General features: G+C 42.1%; 13 protein-coding genes. 1 reads left to right on the top strand and 12 read right to left on the bottom strand.

What is annotated here, in order from left to right; all coding sequences use genetic code 11:
• Positions 1-5: 5 nt before the first annotated feature.
• The 4 genes from HRJ06_RS13365 to HRJ06_RS13350 form a co-directional block, all read right to left on the bottom strand.
• Entirely contained in the window at positions 6-773 is a 768-nt protein-coding gene (locus HRJ06_RS13365; protein ID WP_174733437.1) for a hypothetical protein, read from the bottom strand.
• A gap of 132 nt (positions 774-905) precedes the next feature.
• Positions 906-3,359 carry a DNA topoisomerase IV subunit A gene (parC, locus tag HRJ06_RS13360; protein ID WP_174733436.1) on the bottom strand — a complete coding sequence of 818 codons (2,454 nt, stop codon included), beginning with the start codon at positions 3,357-3,359 and terminating at the stop codon, positions 906-908.
• Entirely contained in the window at positions 3,356-5,335 is a 1,980-nt protein-coding gene (parE, locus tag HRJ06_RS13355; RefSeq protein ID WP_174733435.1) for a DNA topoisomerase IV subunit B, read from the bottom strand. The genes parC and parE overlap by 4 nt, the downstream gene beginning before the upstream one ends.
• 539 nt (positions 5,336-5,874) lie before the next feature.
• Complete coding sequence (locus tag HRJ06_RS13350; RefSeq protein ID WP_174733434.1) at positions 5,875-6,669, bottom strand: hypothetical protein; 795 nt, start codon at positions 6,667-6,669, stop codon at positions 5,875-5,877.
• A gap of 380 nt (positions 6,670-7,049) precedes the next feature.
• On the opposite strand from HRJ06_RS13350, the gene HRJ06_RS13345 reads away from it, so the two are divergent.
• Positions 7,050-8,465, top strand: a complete 1,416-nt coding sequence (locus HRJ06_RS13345) for a S8 family peptidase (RefSeq protein ID WP_174733433.1) — start codon at positions 7,050-7,052, stop codon at positions 8,463-8,465.
• A 44-nt stretch (positions 8,466-8,509) separates the two neighbouring features.
• On the opposite strand, the gene HRJ06_RS13340 is transcribed toward HRJ06_RS13345, so the two are convergent.
• The 8 genes from HRJ06_RS13340 to HRJ06_RS13305 all read right to left on the bottom strand — a co-directional run bounded on the left by HRJ06_RS13340 (position 8,510) and on the right by HRJ06_RS13305 (position 16,941).
• Positions 8,510-9,577, bottom strand: coding sequence for a GGDEF domain-containing protein (locus tag HRJ06_RS13340; RefSeq protein ID WP_174733432.1), 1,068 nt, complete (start codon positions 9,575-9,577; stop codon positions 8,510-8,512).
• A 423-nt stretch (positions 9,578-10,000) separates the two neighbouring features.
• The gene (locus HRJ06_RS13335; protein ID WP_174733431.1) at positions 10,001-11,143 is read right to left on the bottom strand and encodes a glycerate kinase; all 1,143 of its coding nucleotides are present in this window, start codon (positions 11,141-11,143) and stop codon (positions 10,001-10,003) included.
• 15 nt (positions 11,144-11,158) lie between these two features.
• Entirely contained in the window at positions 11,159-12,427 is a 1,269-nt protein-coding gene (locus tag HRJ06_RS13330; protein WP_174733430.1) for a GntP family permease, read from the bottom strand.
• 170 nt (positions 12,428-12,597) lie between these two features.
• Positions 12,598-13,707: a CdaR family transcriptional regulator gene (locus tag HRJ06_RS13325; protein ID WP_174733429.1), complete on the bottom strand. Its 1,110-nt coding sequence runs from the start codon at positions 13,705-13,707 to the stop codon at positions 12,598-12,600.
• Positions 13,708-13,834: 127 nt separating this feature from the next.
• Positions 13,835-14,248 (bottom strand): CoA-binding protein, encoded by a 414-nt coding sequence (locus HRJ06_RS13320; RefSeq protein WP_174733428.1) that lies wholly within the window; start codon positions 14,246-14,248, stop codon positions 13,835-13,837.
• A 75-nt stretch (positions 14,249-14,323) separates the two neighbouring features.
• Complete coding sequence (locus tag HRJ06_RS13315) at positions 14,324-15,208, bottom strand: ABC transporter substrate-binding protein (protein ID WP_174733427.1); 885 nt, start codon at positions 15,206-15,208, stop codon at positions 14,324-14,326.
• Between the two features lie 12 nt (positions 15,209-15,220).
• Entirely contained in the window at positions 15,221-15,877 is a 657-nt protein-coding gene (locus HRJ06_RS13310) for an ABC transporter permease (protein WP_174733426.1), read from the bottom strand.
• The gene (locus HRJ06_RS13305) at positions 15,874-16,941 is read right to left on the bottom strand and encodes an ABC transporter ATP-binding protein (RefSeq protein WP_174733425.1); all 1,068 of its coding nucleotides are present in this window, start codon (positions 16,939-16,941) and stop codon (positions 15,874-15,876) included. Before HRJ06_RS13305 ends, HRJ06_RS13310 begins: the two co-directional genes overlap by 4 nt.
• Positions 16,942-17,000 lie beyond the last annotated feature (59 nt).

Raw genomic sequence — 17,000 nt, 5'->3', positions numbered from 1 at the left:
CTTGCCTATTGATTCTTAGAAGGAACGATTTTTTCTACAGAAACATCTTGAAGAATCCATTTTCCCTTTTCAAAAAACCACGTTGATTTAACATACGCAATGGAGTCTGCATTAAAAACTCCGCTTAGCCTCTGAATACCCTTTAGCCCATACTTATTCCCACTAACTTTCACTGGTTTCAATGTACCGTAAGGCAAAACCATCAGTTCAGAAGGCTCATTTAATTTTCCATTCAAATAAAGGCCCATACGTTCGTAATCCTTCCCCCGGTCACTTAAATCGAAGCTATAGGACTGTCCGGTTTCCTGGATGGTTAACGATGCCTGATAGCCATCTTTAAACTGGCTTTCTATGACAAGCGGCTCGGGAGGGGTTAAGTCTGTTACTGAAGAATCTTTTAGGGTGTATAAAAAGTAATTGGAAATCCCTCCGCTGTCTCCTGTTGGGATCCCGATAAAAATATCTTTTACCTCATCATTATTCAGATCTATAAAATGGATGGCAGGTTCATATCCGCCTTCTAGGTTGATTTTGTAGGTTTTCCCGTCTGTAGCAGCAATATCGAGGTAGATTTCCTTTAAAAATAGAGAACCATCCTCATAAGGATTGCCTCGTAAATAAATGGTATCTTTTTTAGCATCTCCTGTTACATCCACCTGCTTTGTTAAAAGAGTTTCTATTTTAGCCTTCTCTTCCACTGCATAGACACCGGTTAAAGCAGATAAAGACATAAAGAAAAAGGCCGTGAATGCAATTAGCAATTCTCTTCTCATTACGAATCACCCTCCATAAAGCTATATTGCTATTATGTCCAGTAATAAGGAAATACATGCCATCATTTGCTGGAAATGGAAAACCAAAAAACCTTGCATGAACCCAAGGGTTATGCAAGGTTTTGGTCATTATTAAGTCGGAAGGATTCCCTTATCCGATTGAACAGTTTCGGCTTCTACCTTCCAGATTGCTTTAAGTTTGCCGCTCTCTTGTTCATCAACCAGGAAGGATCCGTTTGAATATCGATCATTAAAACGAAGGTCAGAAGAACCAAAAGTTGCTACGACTGATTTCTCTGTTTGTACAAAGATCTGATCACCGTTTCGGACAATCTCTGCACCTATAATTCTATGTGGATTCGCTTTAAGTTCGCGAAGCATAATAACTCCTCGCTTTGCACGGGAGCCGATCTCAAATTCTGACAGCTTCATCCTCTTGGCAGCACCCCGCTGGGTTACAATCAGCACTGACTGTTCTGCTGATTTATCGACCAATTTTCCGGCAGTTACAAAATCATCATCTTTTAAATTGATTCCCTTTACACCGGCTGCCCGAATTCCAATTGGGCTGATTTCATCCTCAGGGAACCAAAGGGCATGGCCGAGACTTGTGACTAGGAACAGTTCTTTTGAGCCATCAGTTAGATGGACATCAACAACGATATCATCGCCTTTAAGATTAATAGCAGTTAGCGGTTTTGAGTAGCGCTGTGCTTTATACTGCTTCAGCTCAGTTTTCTTGGCCATCCCATTTTTGGTTACGAATACGAGGAATGATTGCTGTTCAAAATCAGTAACAGGCACAGCTTTAATAATTTCTTCATCCCTGTCTAATGGGACAATGTTAGCAACATGCTGCCCAAGGTCTTTCCAGCGAATATCTGGAAGTTCATGAACAGGCAGGTGTAAATAGCTTCCTTTGTTTGTGAACAGGAGAAGCACATCTTTTGTGTTCATGTTTAAATGTGCAAGGAGCCGGTCTGTATCCTTCATAGCAAAATCAAGGCCGCTCGAGGCTGCAAAAGAACGCTGGCTTGTCCGTTTTACATAGCCATCCTTAGTAACCGTTACAATGACATCCTCACTTGCTATAAGTACCTCAAGGTTTATTTTTATCTCTTCAATCTCGGCTTGGATCTTTGTGCGCCGCTCGTCAGCAAAACGTTTGCGAACATCTCTTAACTCTTTTTTAATAACTGAGTTTAACTTCTTTTCACTTTCTAGAATGGAAAGCAGTTCTTCCACTTTTTTTCTAAGTTCTTCAGCTTCTGCCTGTAATGCAGTAATGTCCGTGTTTGTTAACCGATAAAGCTGTAAGGAGACTATGGCTTCCGCCTGGATTTCAGTGAACTGAAAGTGTGAAATCAAATTGTTTTTTGCATCACGCTTATCTTTTGATGCTCTGATTGTTGCAATAACCTCATCTAAAATGGAGAGTGCCTTCATCAGGCCTTCAACAATATGCTGACGGTCTCTAGCTTTACGAAGGTCATACTCAGACCGTTTCGTGACAACATCCTTCTGGTGGCCGATGTAAGCGTCAAGGAGTTCGGCTAGTCCCATAAGTTTAGGGCGCTTCTTATGTATGGCGACCATATTAAAATTATAAGTTATCTGCAAATCACTGTTTTTGTATAGATAATGAAGGACGCCTTCAGCATCTGCGTCCTTTTTCAATTCAATGACAATCCTCATTCCAGTACGGTCTGTCTCATCCCGAACCTCAGAAATGCCCTCAACCTTCTTATCAAGTTTGAATTCATCGATCCGCTTGACCAGGTTTGCTTTGTTGATTTCATAAGGAATTTCAGTGATCACAATTTGCTGTTTACCGCCTCTTATATCTTCAATAGCGGCTTGTCCGCGGACAATAACTTTGCCCTTACCTGTTTTATAGGCTTTGAGAATTCCCTCAACACCCTGAATGATCCCGCCTGTAGGAAAATCTGGTCCCTTAATGACCGTCATTAAATCCTCAACAGAGCAATCAGGCTTATCCATTCTCATAATCACGCCGTCAATTACTTCGTTTATATGATGGGGAGGGATGTCCGTGGCGTAACCGGCAGAAATCCCGGTTGATCCATTAACAAGCAAATTTGGGAACATTGCCGGCAGTACGGTGGGTTCACTTGAGGTATCATCAAAGTTTGGGATGAACTCTACTGTTTGCTTATCGATATCTCTTAAAAGCTCGGAAGCAATCGCAGAAAGCCGGGCTTCCGTATAACGCATAGCTGCTGGGGGATCTCCGTCAACACTTCCGTTATTTCCATGCATTTCAACTAAATACTTCCTTACTTTCCAATCCTGGCTCATCCTGACCATCGCGTCGTATACAGATGAATCTCCATGTGGATGGTAGTTACCAATAACATTGCCGACCGTTTTCGCTGATTTTCTAAATCCTTTTTCATTGGTGTTGCCCTCAACATGCATAGCATAAAGAATCCTGCGCTGCACGGGCTTCAGGCCATCGCGGGCATCAGGAAGTGCCCGCTCTTGAATAATATATTTACTATAGCGGCCAAACCGATCTCCAAGTACATCTTCTAGCGGAAGGTCGCGAAATTTTTCGATACTCATTCTGGGTTAACCTCCTCTGTTACGGAGATATTCTCGTTTTCTAGTATATTGCTATCCTCTTCTAGCCCAAATGCTACGTTTGATTCAATCCATTTTCGGCGAGGCTCAACTTTATCGCCCATTAGAGTCGTCACACGGCGCTCTGCGCGAGCTGCGTCATCGATTTGGACACGGATTAGCGTTCTTGTTTCTGGATCCATTGTCGTTTCCCAGAGCTGATCGGCATTCATTTCGCCTAGCCCCTTGTACCGTTGGATCATGTAGCCTTTTCCGACTTTCTTCATTGCTCCCTGAAGCTCATCATCACTCCAGGCATACTCGATTATTTCCTTTTTGCCGGTCCCTTTGCTTACTTTATATAGCGGAGGAAGGGCGATGAAAACGCGGCCTGCCTCTAATAAAGGCTTCATATAGCGGTAAAAGAATGTTAAAAGCAAAACCTGTATATGTGCTCCATCTGTATCCGCATCTGTCATAATGATAACTTTTTCGTAATTAATATCATCAAGATTAAAATCAGCACCAACACCTGCTCCAATAGCATGGATAATCGTATTGATTTCCTCATTTTTAAAGATATCCTGAAGCTTGGCTTTTTCGGTATTGATAACCTTGCCTCGCAGCGGCAGTACGGCTTGGAACTTTCTGTCACGCCCCTGTTTGGCTGATCCGCCTGCGGAATCACCCTCAACCAGGTATAATTCATTTTTGTTGGGATTTTTCGATTGAGCCGGAGTCAGCTTGCCGGATAGAACAGCTTCCGAACGTTTTCGCTTCTTTCCGCTTCGTGCATCTTCACGGGCTTTACGAGCTGCTTCTCTCGCTTGGAAAGACTTAATTGCCTTTTTAATAAGGAGTGAGCTGATATCAGGATTTTCTTCAAGAAAGTAAGACAGCTGTTCGGAAACAACTGAATCAACGGCAGAACGTGCTTCACTTGTTCCGAGCTTGCCTTTTGTTTGCCCTTCAAATTGAAGGATTTCTTCTGGTATCCTTACCGAAATAATAGCAGCCAAACCTTCACGGATATCAGCACCCTCGAGGTTTTTGTCTTTTTCTTTTAAAATGCTAACTTTTCTTGCGTATTCATTAAATACTCGGGTCATTGCCGTTTTAGAGCCTGCTTCATGAGTGCCGCCGTCCTTTGTGCGAACATTATTTACGAAGGACAAAACGTTTTCTGAATAACCATCATTAAACTGAAACGCAAAATCGACTTCTATCCCGCTGTTTGAACCTTCAAAAGAAAGGACAGGGTGAAGAACATCTTTCTCCTCGTTTAAATAGGTTACAAAAGCTTCAATGCCTGTTTCATAATGAAAGACTTCACGGACATCATGACGTTCATCAATGATCTCGATTTTTAACCCTTTTAGCAAAAACGCTGATTCACGAAGGCGCTCACAGAGCGTGTCATAATTATAAGTAAGTGAAGAGAAGATTTGTGGATCTGGCTTAAAATGAATCATCGTTCCAGACTGGTTCGTCTTACCGGTTTTCTCAAGCGTGGTTGCCGGCTTTCCGCCATTCTCGAATCTTTGCTGATAAATACTTCCGTCCCTTTTAATCGTTACAACCAGCCATTCTGACAGGGCGTTAACGACAGAGGCACCAACACCATGCAAACCTCCACTAGTTTTATAGCCTCCCTGGCCAAACTTACCGCCCGCATGAAGCACTGTAAGGATTACTTCAGGAGTTGGTTTACCTAGTTTATGCATTCCCGTCGGCATTCCTCGTCCTTTATCCTGGACACTGATTGAATTATCTTTGTGTATTTTAACTATGATATGGTCACCATAACCGCCTAGTGCCTCATCGACAGAGTTATCTACAATTTCATATACAAGATGGTGCAGACCCCTGGTATCGGTGCTCCCGATATACATTCCGGGTCTCTTTCTGACAGCCTCAAGACCCTCGAGCACCTGTATCGCGTCATCATTGTAGTCAAATGCTTGCTGATTTCTTGCCACGAACATACCCCTTTCATTTCTTGCAACACACATTGACGCTTTCTTTGTATATTGTCAATGATTTGATTAAGTATTCGTCAAAGGACTTTCTAATCCTTTGAAGTGATGAAAAAATGTATATAGAACAAGCGTTCCTGATACTGTATTTTAACATACATTCAAGAGACGTCTATGCTTAATTGTAGCGGTTTCTTGGGATTTGGCAAACTGATTTCTCTTAATGCTGAAAAATATACTGGTGAATAACGCGTAAATTTGCCATAAAAACACGTTTTACTCCTATTCTCGTAATGTCTTGAGAAGAACAAAACCGCAAGCGTCTTAAACAGCACCGACACGCGAAGTGAAGTCGTTCTGTGACTTCATCAGCTAGGCATCAACCTGAATGGCTTCTTGGCAAGATACTCACGGAAGTTAGCTCTTGAAGGAAACTTGCTAGAAGAAGGAGTTAGACGGTAGTCAAGTTTAAATTTCAGAATAAATAACTACTATATAAAGTCTAGAGGATTTGAATTCCTAGGCTGATCGGAAAAAACGTATTAATTTTTGTAAGGAAAATGGCCAAATTCCGCCATATCTCCTGGTCCATCTACAGATTTAAGTGCTTGCTGATGGGAAGTGGTTCTCGTATCAAGGTTAAAGTAGTAAATCACCTTTTGGTTATGTAGATCTTCATATTCAAACCGTTTTGCTTCCTCCTCTTGATTTTTAGTATTTAAATAATTGATTCCAATTGAAAATTCACCTAAAGGATGGGTGTTCATATACTGATAAAGTTCATAGAACTTTTTGTATTCCTCATCAAGATGTTCCTCCAAGTTATCACGATACGGATAGATAAATAAGTAAAGATTATGCTCTCTTGGCAGGGCTGACTGCTCATATGTATCTGCCTTCAAATGTTCGGCAGCTTCTGGCTGATAACCTATATTCACAAAATAGCCTAAACGCTCGGGAAATAGTTTGTCGATTACCGGGCGAAGCATTTCTTTTGCATCTCTTCTCCATTTCATTTCGATATAATCATCCACGGGTTCTTCCATCCGTTCATTGGCTCGTATATGCAAGCTAATCTCTGGCTGTTTAACTGGGATCGCTTCCACGGTAAAGGTACCGTGGTCATCTCCGCGAGGCCTGCTGTAACTAATGTCTAAGATTGAGAATTCTTCATTATATTTGGTCTCAAGATAATCTAAAGAGGCTGCGGTTACTTCCTTTTTGCTCATTTTATTGAAGTCAGCTGTAAGGTCGATTAAATTCACGATGATGAATAAACCGATTACAGCGGCCCAGCCGATTGCAAAAGTAAATATGATCCATTTAACCCATTTCATTTTCTTTCCTCCATAAATAAAATTCAGACTAAAAACAATTTTGCTGCCTTGCACCTGAGCCAAATTTAAAAAACTGAGAAAGCAACTTTGTTTTATTCGGCGTAAGATATGTCTCTTCCTTCTGATATACAAGGAACCATAAACTTTTTTAAAAACTGCTAAAGGCGTACCACTTTTGCTTCCTCTAGCTGCGACTCCTAGAAACTCGGAAAACTTCAGTTCCTCCGGCAGAAGCAAAGGACGCTTCTGCCGGAGGACCTTCCAGTTTTCGCGTTTCTGGCCAGTCGTCTCCGCTTTTGTTATTCCAATTATTCCCGGATTTATTTCTCTGTTGTTATTGCAACCTAATAGCAAAAAGAGTTTTAGAACGGGGTGCAGATATGAGGAATAACAGAGTGCTTGCTTTCACGGTGGTTGCCCTGGCAGTTTTAGGTCTATTTATTTTTTTGCCATTTGGAAATGAACACCATGATGACTTGGAGAGGATTCATTCTGGGTCGAGAATCTGGGCAGTCAGGGGGCTCAGTTCTCAGAATACTGAACAAAATAATATGGTCAAGGTTAACAACATTCAAAGAGGAGAAAATATAAAGGAAAGACTAGACAAGGACCCTTCCATCCGCCTCATCTATCATAATAAAAAAAATAAAAGCCATTATTATCAAAATCAAGCAACAGTAAAGTTCAGTCGGCATCCTAGCCCTGAACAAATGGACCGTATAGAAGAACAGATTAATGGCAAGGTATTAAAGGAACTTGATCAAACTCATATATTTAAATCACAAGATAAAACAACTGCTGAGCTCCTGCATTACTTCCGCAGTCTGGAAAACGTCGTATATTCAGAGCCTAATTTCATACTATTGCAAAATGAAATAAATGCACCAAATGACTCGCTGTATCGGGAAAAGTACCAATGGAACCTCCCATTAATTGAAGCCGAGCTGGGCTGGAACATTACACGAGGAAGTGAGGATATTACTATTGCAGTTGTCGATACAGGAGTTGACCTTGATCATCCTGATTTGAGAAATCGCCTAGTTAAAGGTTATAACGTGGTAGATGATAATAATAATCCTGATGACGATAATGGACATGGCTCCCATGTAGCTGGAATTATTGCATCTGAAACTAATAACCGTGAAGGAACTGCCGGTGTTACTTGGTTCAATAAAATCATGCCTGTAAAAGTGATGGGTCCTGAAGGATATGGAACGACATTTGATATTGCAAAGGGGATTATCTGGGCTGCAGATAACGGAGCAGATGTTATTAATCTTAGCCTGGGCAACTACCAGCCTTCTGTTCTTCTTGAGGAAGCTGTTCAGTATGCATATAGTAAAAATGCTGTAATCGTGGCAGCAGCTGGAAATGATAGTTCGAATCAGCCGACCTACCCGGCTTCGTACCCTGAAGTCCTCAGTGTTTCGGCGGTGAGTATTGACGGATCAAGGGCTCCATTTTCAAACTACGGAGATTATATTGATATCGCTGCACCTGGAGAGTATATTTTAAGCACGTTTTTTGATAAACAGTACGCTGCTCTTTCGGGGACTTCGATGGCTGCTCCACATGCTGCCGGGCTAGCCGGGTTAATGCTCTCGGCTAATCCAGAGCTTTCGAATAAAGAAGTAATGGATAAGATAAAATCCTCTGCTATTGATCTTGGCTCTAAGGGAAAGGATCATGATTTTGGATATGGTTTAATTGATATAAAAACCTCATTGCAATCAGCGAGCAAGCCTGAAACACCGATTAACAGATTTAGGGATCGTTTCTTTAAACTTTGGCAGTAGGTGTCAGAGAAAATAAAAACCGGACTGAAATGTCCGGTTTTTTGCTATTGAGTAACAATTCGATTTCTTCCAGTTTCCTTTGCCTGATACATCGCTATATCGGCTCGTTTTAAAAGGTCTTTTGCAAGGTCGTGGTCATTGAGTTCTGAAACACCGAAACTGCAGGTCAAAAAGCCAACGGTGTCAAACTTATGATTTTCTACGACAGTTCTTAAACGCTCTGCTAAAGCTGCACCATTGTTGAGATTTTTATTCACAGCAATGATTAAAAACTCTTCTCCGCCCCAGCGGCCGAAATGATCCGCTTCTTCTAGACTTCCATTAATTAGATAGGTTAACTCTCTCAAAACACTATCTCCAACGTCATGGCCGTACCTATCGTTTACCTTTTTAAAATAATCGACATCAAACAAGATAGCTGAAACAGCAGTTACTTCTTTTCTAGCCCGTTTAATCTCTTGGTGAAGTAATGCATCCATCTTTCGCCGGTTTGGCAGGCTGGTCAGGTAATCAGTATAGGCAAGCTGCTGGGAAGCTTCTGCCTGCAGGTATGTTTCCAATACCCTTTGAAGATAAAATAAAGAGATGATTACTCCTAAATTGGCAATGTAAAATTGGATAAGTGCATCGAGTGTTGGTATGGAACGGCTATCGCTTAAGAATATATGGTAAATCCCGGGTATTAGCGTTATTGCGTAGATTAGCCATGAAATTTGGTAAGCTTTAGAGCCTCTAAATGTAAAAAATAAGAGGATATAAACGATTGGAGACCAATAGGCTACACTTCCAAGCTGTACATTCCCTGCAACTCCAAGATCTATTAGGATTGTGTTAAAAACACGGAAGATATAAATGAAACTAGCTATAAAGCAAATGATGATTTCGATGTAGCGAAAAAGCTCCTTATTAAGAAAAAGAAGAAGGAAACAGAAGGTCAAACCGATTAAGAGTATGAAGAAAGTGATGATGTTAATAGTGTCCATAGCATCGTCTTTAATGAGAAGAAGCAAAATTATAAGGAATGAAAGGATGAAGATTGGAAGCAGATTAGTAAATATTTTTCTTTTCAGCTTTGTGAAGGTGTTATGTTCGTAAAAAAAGGAGTCTCCCATTTGTCACACCTCCCTTTCTAAAATGGTATAAAAGAGTATTTCTTCACTATAATTATACCATTACTTTATTATGGAAATTAAACATCAACTGAGATATTGTTTCGAATGTTCGTCGGTTCGAGGCGTTTTCAATTATTGTTTGTGTTAAAGAACAGTGTTGATATTTGCTGCTATTTGCTGCTGTGTGGGGTGTAATGAAAGGTTGGCGACTCCTCGAAAATGCTTGGGCATTTCCTTCGTGCGTGGAGTTACTCGAAGGTGTTAGACCATGTCCTGACGGAGATCGAGTCACGGGAGACCCTGCAGGCGCTTTGTCGCGAGGAGTCTCCCGGACTCGCTTGTGGGAAGGAGCGGCTGTAGCGGAAATCACCTGCCAAGTCTATTCGAGCTTAATAAAAAAAGCCACGAATCCGCGGCTTAGCATCACTTGTTCCCTATTTGAAATTTTAACAAGGCGGCAATATTCTTTGAAAGGCGCTCCACGTTGATTGACGCGTTTTCTAATGCATCTCTTAATGGAATTGCCCCCGGTACAATGCTAAATAAAACATCAATACCAAAATCGTGGACTGCTGCACTATCGTTCGCCACATGTCCGGCAATGGCGATAACTGGGATACCATAGAGCTTCGCTGTTTTAGCGACTCCAATCGGAGTTTTTCCGAAAATGGTTTGGCCGTCAATTTTCCCCTCGCCAGTGATAACAACATCAGCATCTTTAACCTTTTCTGCAAGACCTGTGGCTGCTATGATGATGTCTACCCCCTTCTTTAACTCAGCAGGAAGAAAGGCCAGCAGGCCGGCCCCGAGACCTCCTGCGGCGCCAGCTCCGGGAAGGTCTTTTACTTTTCGGCCTAGATCCCGCTCAATAATCGAAGCATAACGCTCTAAATACGAATCAAGAAGTTCAACTTGTTCTGGTGAGGCGCCTTTCTGGGGGCCAAATATAGCGGATGCTCCAGTAGGCCCTGTAAGTGGATTGTCAACATCGCAGGCAACTTCAATTTTTACTGCTTCTAGGCGAGGGTCCAGACCGGACGCATCGATTCTTGCTAAATCAGCTAATGCTCCCCCGCCATCCCCAATCTCACCCCCCGCAAAATTTAGCAATTTAACACCTAGTGCTTTGGCCATGCCAGACCCGCCATCATTTGTAGCGCTGCCGCCAATACCGATAATGATGTGAACGGCGCCATAATCGATTGCAGCAGAAATTAATTCTCCTGTACCTCTTGTAGTAGTTGTTAGGGGATTTCGTTTTTCGGCAGGTACTAGCTCCAGCCCAGAGGCAGCGGCCATCTCAATAACTGCAGTTTTACCGTCTCCCAATATTCCAAAAAACCCTTCAACAGGCTCGCCCAGCGGACCAGTTACGATTTGTTTAAGTATTTTTCCATTCGTAGCATCAACGAGAGACTGGACCGTCCCTTCACCGCCATCAGCCATCGGCACCTTTAGAATTTCTGCATCAGGGAAAACGGATTTGAACCCAATTTCAATTGATTCAGCAGCTTCAAGTGCTGTAAGGCTTTCCTTGAACGAATCCGGTGCAATTACAATTTTCATGTGCAAATCCTCCCTTTATCCAAATAATTTAAAGACACCAAATATTAATGTTGAAATGATGGCTAATGTTAAACCGACAGCTGTCTCATAAGGAATAACCTTTAAACGTTCTTTGATTTCCATGTGAACACTTCCTCCAGTTGCGTGGAAGAAGCTTCCATGCGGTAAATGGTCAAGCACTGTAGCGCCTGCATGGACCATCGCTGCTCCGGCTAAAGCGGATACACCCATTTCCAATATCGTTGCACTGAACACCTGGCTTGCAACAGCTGTACCTGCTGTTGTAGACGCTGTGGCTGCTGACATAAAGATACCAGAGGCAGGTGCAAGTACGAAAGCTGGCAGACCCATCATATCTAGGCTGTTAATAACAACATCTTTCAAACCTGAATTGGCAATAATTCCAGCCAGGGTGCCTGTTCCCAAGAGCATAATTGCGACACCTGTCATTTTGTTCAAGCCTGAAGCCGCAAACTCGTTCAGCTGGTGTCCTTTACCCATCAAAAGTGCACCGGCAATTCCACCTGCAGGTAGAGCAATCATTGGATCAATATTTATATTAAATAATGGACGAAGAGCTAATAGAATGATTGTAACAAGTGGTGCAATGATCGCTGCCCAGAATACAGGAAGGTTGCCGGGAGCAATCGTTTCATGATCGTGTAAGCTTACTTTTGTTCCTTTGTCTGTCAGTTTTTTCGCAATGATGTAAGTCACTGCCAGACCAAACAAGGCCGGAATAACGCCTGCTGCCATAACCGTTGTCAATGGAATGCCAAATGCATCGGATGCAGCAATTGCATTCGGGTTTGGTGACATAATATTTCCTGCCTTTCCGCCGCCGATCATTGCCAGCAAAATGGCCGTTTTAGAAATTCCGGCACGGCTTGCAATTGCTAAGGCAATTGGTGAGACGGTAATGACGGCTACATCAACAAACACTCCGACGGTTGTCAAGATCATCGTGGCAATGGCCAGAGCCAGCAGCGCTCTCGTTTCACCGACTTTTTTTACAATCGTTTCAGCTATAACTCCAGCGGCACCTGATTCTATCAACACCCCTGCTAGAATACCGGCTGCTAAGATTCTGAGAACAGCTGGTATAATACCCTGAGCGCCTTCCATCATCAGGGCGACAGTATTTGTAATATCTACTCCTCCCACCAGACCGCCGATAAGAGCGCCTGTTATCATACCGTATGCAGGGGAAACTTTCTTTAAAATAAGAATAATGGCAATAACTAGGGCGACAATCGCTCCGAAAGCGCTTACTTGAATATCCATGAATGATCCTCCTTAATTCTAGTTGTTAGAATTATTGTAAGCGCTGTCCAAGGTATTTACATTAGGCAATTCGACAAAAGATGTTGTTGCAAAAACCCTATTTTTGTGCAAATGCACTAGATGTTTTTGAGATAAAAACAGCGGACTTTATCAGTTGTGCGTTTGCACAGTTAGGTTAATTTGGTAGCCAGAAGAGACAAATACAGCGTTGTTAAATCTTTTATTTTCCTAGGATCTAATCCAGTTATTTCTCGGATTTTTTCAAGTCGGTACCTTAATGTATTCCGATGAATAAACAGCCTTTGTGCTACTTTATTCATATCTCCGTTTTCATCAAGATACACTTTTAATGTCTCTAGCAATTCTCCTTTATCATCGTTGTTAAGCTGAAGGCTATAATTTTTTAGTCTGTCCCAGGAATTTGATTTTCCAGTTTCATGGAGGATAACCGGAAGTAAATAGTCTTCGTAATGATAAATCGATTTGTCTGGGTGCAGCTTTCTTCCGGCCTCTAGGGCAGCTTTTGCCTGTATATAAGATTCCCGGATGCTGTCCGGCTCTAGAGAACCGCCAATTCCAATTTGGCAGCCATGGTTAGTATCTCCCTTCAAAAGCTGAACCCAGCTTTCAGCCGTTTTAATAATATCTTTCAGATGGGGAGACTGCCCTTGATTTGCTATTAATAGAATAATATGATCTGGCTGCATAAGGTATAAGTCGTTCTTACCAAGCTTATTTTTCAAATAGTTTAACACTTGTGGACGATTGTCTGTTCTAAGGGCAACCGCCACTCTTTTAATGCTGTGGTTAATGCCAATTCGTTCAGCACGCTCATAAAATAACCGGTCCAGTTTTCCTTCGCTATGGACCAGCTGGCTGACGAGTTCCTCTTTTAGCCTGTCATCCCATTGCATTTGCTGAATGAATACGGATTGCTGAACAATCATTTCAGCTGCCATCTTAACGAGCTCGGCAAAGCTTTTTATTTCATTTGGGGGTCCTGTAATTCCGATTACCCCAATGATTTCACCTTGATAGGTGATCGGCAGATTTATTCCAGGTTTTACCCCGTGCAGGAGGCCTGCATCCTTCTCTGTAACTTCCAGCTCAGCCTGTTGCTCGATAACCCTTACTGCTCCCTGATGGATATCATCTAGCCGGCTGTTATCTCCTGAACCAATGATGATCCCCTGTTCATTCATTACGTTAATATTCCGGCCGATAATCGCCATCGTTCGTACAACGATCTCCTGGGCTAGCTGTTTTGTTAAATAATGCATTTATGCTCCCCGCCTTATCCGATTTTCTCGGTTAATTTCACTTTTCTATAATAATACAAAAAAACGCGTGAAGCTTCCTTCACGCGTTCGTTACTAATAGTTAATCCCTTTTTAATTCATGCTATCATTATCTCGTAATCGCATGCTCAACTTTGATGCAGCGATCCATAATGACGGTATGGCCTTGTTGTTTTAAAAAGTTATAGGCCTCATCGCTATAAACACCTTGTTGAGCCCAGAACACATCTGCATCTATCCGGTCAAAAGCTTTTGCAAGATCAGGCAAGTATTCGGAACGCCTGAAAATATTGACGATATCGATATGTCCTTCTACCTCCTGCAGGGATCCGACTGCCTTCACACCAAGTGCTTCCTTGATGGTTGGATTAACGGGGATAATCTCATACCCTGCTCTTTGCATAGCTTCTGACACCATATATGACGTTCTGTACGGGTCATCGCTCAAACCTACCACTGCAATCCGTTTGGCCTTTTTAAGGATTTTGCCGATTTGTTCCCGGCTTGGATTTTCAATAGCCATTATTGAACACTCCTTTTTAGATGTAACACTTCATTCCAGTTTACCTTAAAGCCAGCAATTGGAACATAATTTCGCTTATTTATCAATAAGTCCTTTGCTCTCTAAAAACTCCCTTGCCACTTCTTTAGGCTCTTGCTTATCAATATCCACTTTGGCATTCATTTCAGACATCTCTTCTTCACTAATATTTCCGGCAAGCTCATTAACAACGTCTTTAAGTTCAGGAAATTGATCTAATACCTCCTGCCTTACAATTGGAGCTGCGTAATAAGGCGGGAAAAAGCCTTTATCATCTTTTAACGCTGTTAAATTGTAACGGGCAATCCTGCCGTCAGTAGTGAAGGCAGGGATAACGTCGACATTCCCATCTTTCACTGCCTCGTACATGATATTGGGATCAAAGCTCTCTGAGTTCTCAAACTTAAAACCATAAGCTTCTACCATAGCATCATATCCATCCTCACGCTCGTAAAACTGGTGGGGTGCTCCGAAGGTCATATTCTGTGAATATGGTACAAGATCTGAAAATGTCTCTGCTTTCAAATCTTTGTCCTTGCTAAAAGAGAGCGTGTATGTGTTTTCAAATCCCAATGGCTCGAGCCACACTATATCATACTCTTCTTTATACCCTTCTTTCACTCGTTCAAAAATCTCATCTGCCGATTCTCCAGGCTCGGCTTTCTCTTTAAGTACTGCCTCAAGCCCAGTACCAGTATATTCGACGTACATATCAATGTCACCTTTTTCCATAGCAGGTGTTAAGATGGAAACCTCGCCTAGTCCGTCTTGCACTTCAACTTCATAATCAGTATGGGCTTTAATATATTCAGCGAGGATATGCGGAAGAATGTATTGCTCTGTCCACATTTTTCCGGATATCACGATCTTTTCATCATCACCGTTTGAACAGCCAGAGATGAATAGGAATGTCATCAATAGCATAATCATTAATTTTTTCATAAATAAGTCCTCCTATTGTCTTTTAAGTCCCTTTGGTGTTGCTCTTAGTTCGATGCGTTTTAAAATAAAATCAAAAAATAACGCCAGAAATGCTGCTGGGATGGCACCGGCAAGCACCAATTGGTTATTCCATGTTGATAAGCCTCTGTAAATTAATTCACCGAGTCCGCCTGCCCCTACAAAAGTTGCTAGTGTTGCTACTCCGACTGTTAATACAGTGGCTGTACGAATTCCTGCCATTATGAATGGAAGTGAAAGAGGCAATTCAATCTTCGTTAATATTTGGTTTTCTGTCATCCCCATCCCTCGGCCGGCTTCTATGACAGCTTGATCAACTGTTATGATTCCTGTATAGGTGTTTCTGAGAATCGGAAGCAGTGAATAAACGGTCAAGGCCGTTATGGCAGTGACAGTCCCTGTCCCAAATATCGGAATTAAAAATCCAAAGAAAGCAAGGCTGGGAATGGTTTGGAACACAGAAGTAATACCGATAAATAAATCGGCTAGTTTGCGCTGTCTTGATACAAAGATGCCAAGCGGAAGAGCAATGATAATAGCAATAAAAATAGCTGTAAACGAAAGAAATAGGTGTTCCACCATGCCTTCCCAAATATCATCTGATCTTGTCATCACGGTATTAATAAAAAACAAATGAAGCGGTTCAATCATGATCGTGCTCCCTCCTTGCCTAGCCCTGCAAAATGCTGTAAGAGTCTGTCCCGGGTAAGAAGACCGACAAGCTGATCTTCATTAAGGACCGGCAGAACCTCTATCTTTTGATCCAGAAAAAGTGTTGCTGCTGTTTTTAAATCAGCATCGACAAGGATGCTAGGATAATTATGTATGCTTCGTCCTTCAAAAAACGCTCCTGCATATGTATCATCTGAACTGCTGGCAAATAGGAGTGAATCAGGTGACATCTGATGACCGCTATGGTTCCCGCCTGTATCAATGATCGCCGTGTCTGCCTCCAAAAGGTCAGCTATGATAGTTGATGTTACTTCCTTTAGGCGGCTTTCACCAATAAAGTCACGGATAAATTCATTAGCAGGGCTGGTTACAAGCGCCTCAGGAGTATCAAACTGAACGATGCGTCCGTCTTTCATGACTGCGATTCTATCAGCAAGCTTTAGGGCTTCGTCAATATCATGAGTGACAAATACAATTGTTTTCTGGATGCGGTGCTGTATTTCCTTTAACTCATCCTGGAGTTGTTCCCTGCTGATTGGGTCAAGGGCACTAAAAGGTTCATCCATTAAGATAATTGGAGGTTCGGCTGCAAGAGCGCGAATGACGCCGACTCTTTGCTGCTGGCCGCCGCTTAATTCCAATGGGTATTTAGAACGGAATTGAGAAGGTTCCAGTCCGACCATATCTAATAGCTCATCCACTCTTTTCTCATAGCGGTCTTTATGCCAGCCTTTCAGTTTGGGAATCAGGGCAATGTTTTCCGCAATCGTCATATGCGGTAACAGGCCAATTTGCTGAATCACATAGCCAATGTTTCTCCTCAGTTCGACCCCATTTGCCTGAGTGATATTTTCCCCATCTACATAGATGGTGCCTGATGTAGGATCAATCAATTTATTGATCATCTTCATTGTTGTTGTTTTCCCGCAGCCACTTGGGCCGATGAATGTAACCAATTCTCCCTTTGAAATTTCAAAGCTGAGCGATTTGACAGCCTCAAAGCCATCGTCGTAGGTCTTATTAACTTTTTCAAATCGAATCATTTGTTCACCTGCTTACTCTCTGTTTTTTCGCAACCTTGCTGAGACCCTTACAAAACTAC

The organism is Mesobacillus harenae, from assembly GCF_013343715.1.
Taxonomy (GTDB): domain Bacteria; phylum Bacillota; class Bacilli; order Bacillales; family Cytobacillaceae; genus Mesobacillus_A; species Mesobacillus_A harenae.
Note: the sequence above shows the minus strand (reverse complement) of the source record. Positions and strands in the feature narration are given on the sequence as shown.

Coding starts and splice junctions, on each gene's coding strand:
- HRJ06_RS13340 (WP_174733432.1), bottom strand. CDS start 9,577: ATGGGAGACTCCTTTTTTTACGAACATAACACCTTCACAAAGCTGAAA.
- HRJ06_RS13320 (WP_174733428.1), bottom strand. CDS start 14,248: ATGGCTATTGAAAATCCAAGCCGGGAACAAATCGGCAAAATCCTTAAA.
- HRJ06_RS13335 (WP_174733431.1), bottom strand. CDS start 11,143: ATGAAAATTGTAATTGCACCGGATTCGTTCAAGGAAAGCCTTACAGCA.
- HRJ06_RS13315 (WP_174733427.1), bottom strand. CDS start 15,208: ATGAAAAAATTAATGATTATGCTATTGATGACATTCCTATTCATCTCT.
- HRJ06_RS13350 (WP_174733434.1), bottom strand. CDS start 6,669: ATGAAATGGGTTAAATGGATCATATTTACTTTTGCAATCGGCTGGGCC.
- HRJ06_RS13365 (WP_174733437.1), bottom strand. CDS start 773: ATGAGAAGAGAATTGCTAATTGCATTCACGGCCTTTTTCTTTATGTCT.
- HRJ06_RS13330 (WP_174733430.1), bottom strand. CDS start 12,427: ATGGATATTCAAGTAAGCGCTTTCGGAGCGATTGTCGCCCTAGTTATT.
- HRJ06_RS13305 (WP_174733425.1), bottom strand. CDS start 16,941: ATGATTCGATTTGAAAAAGTTAATAAGACCTACGACGATGGCTTTGAG.
- HRJ06_RS13345 (WP_174733433.1), top strand. CDS start 7,050: ATGAGGAATAACAGAGTGCTTGCTTTCACGGTGGTTGCCCTGGCAGTT.
- HRJ06_RS13325 (WP_174733429.1), bottom strand. CDS start 13,707: ATGCATTATTTAACAAAACAGCTAGCCCAGGAGATCGTTGTACGAACG.
- HRJ06_RS13310 (WP_174733426.1), bottom strand. CDS start 15,877: ATGATTGAACCGCTTCATTTGTTTTTTATTAATACCGTGATGACAAGA.
- parC (WP_174733436.1), bottom strand. CDS start 3,359: ATGAGTATCGAAAAATTTCGCGACCTTCCGCTAGAAGATGTACTTGGA.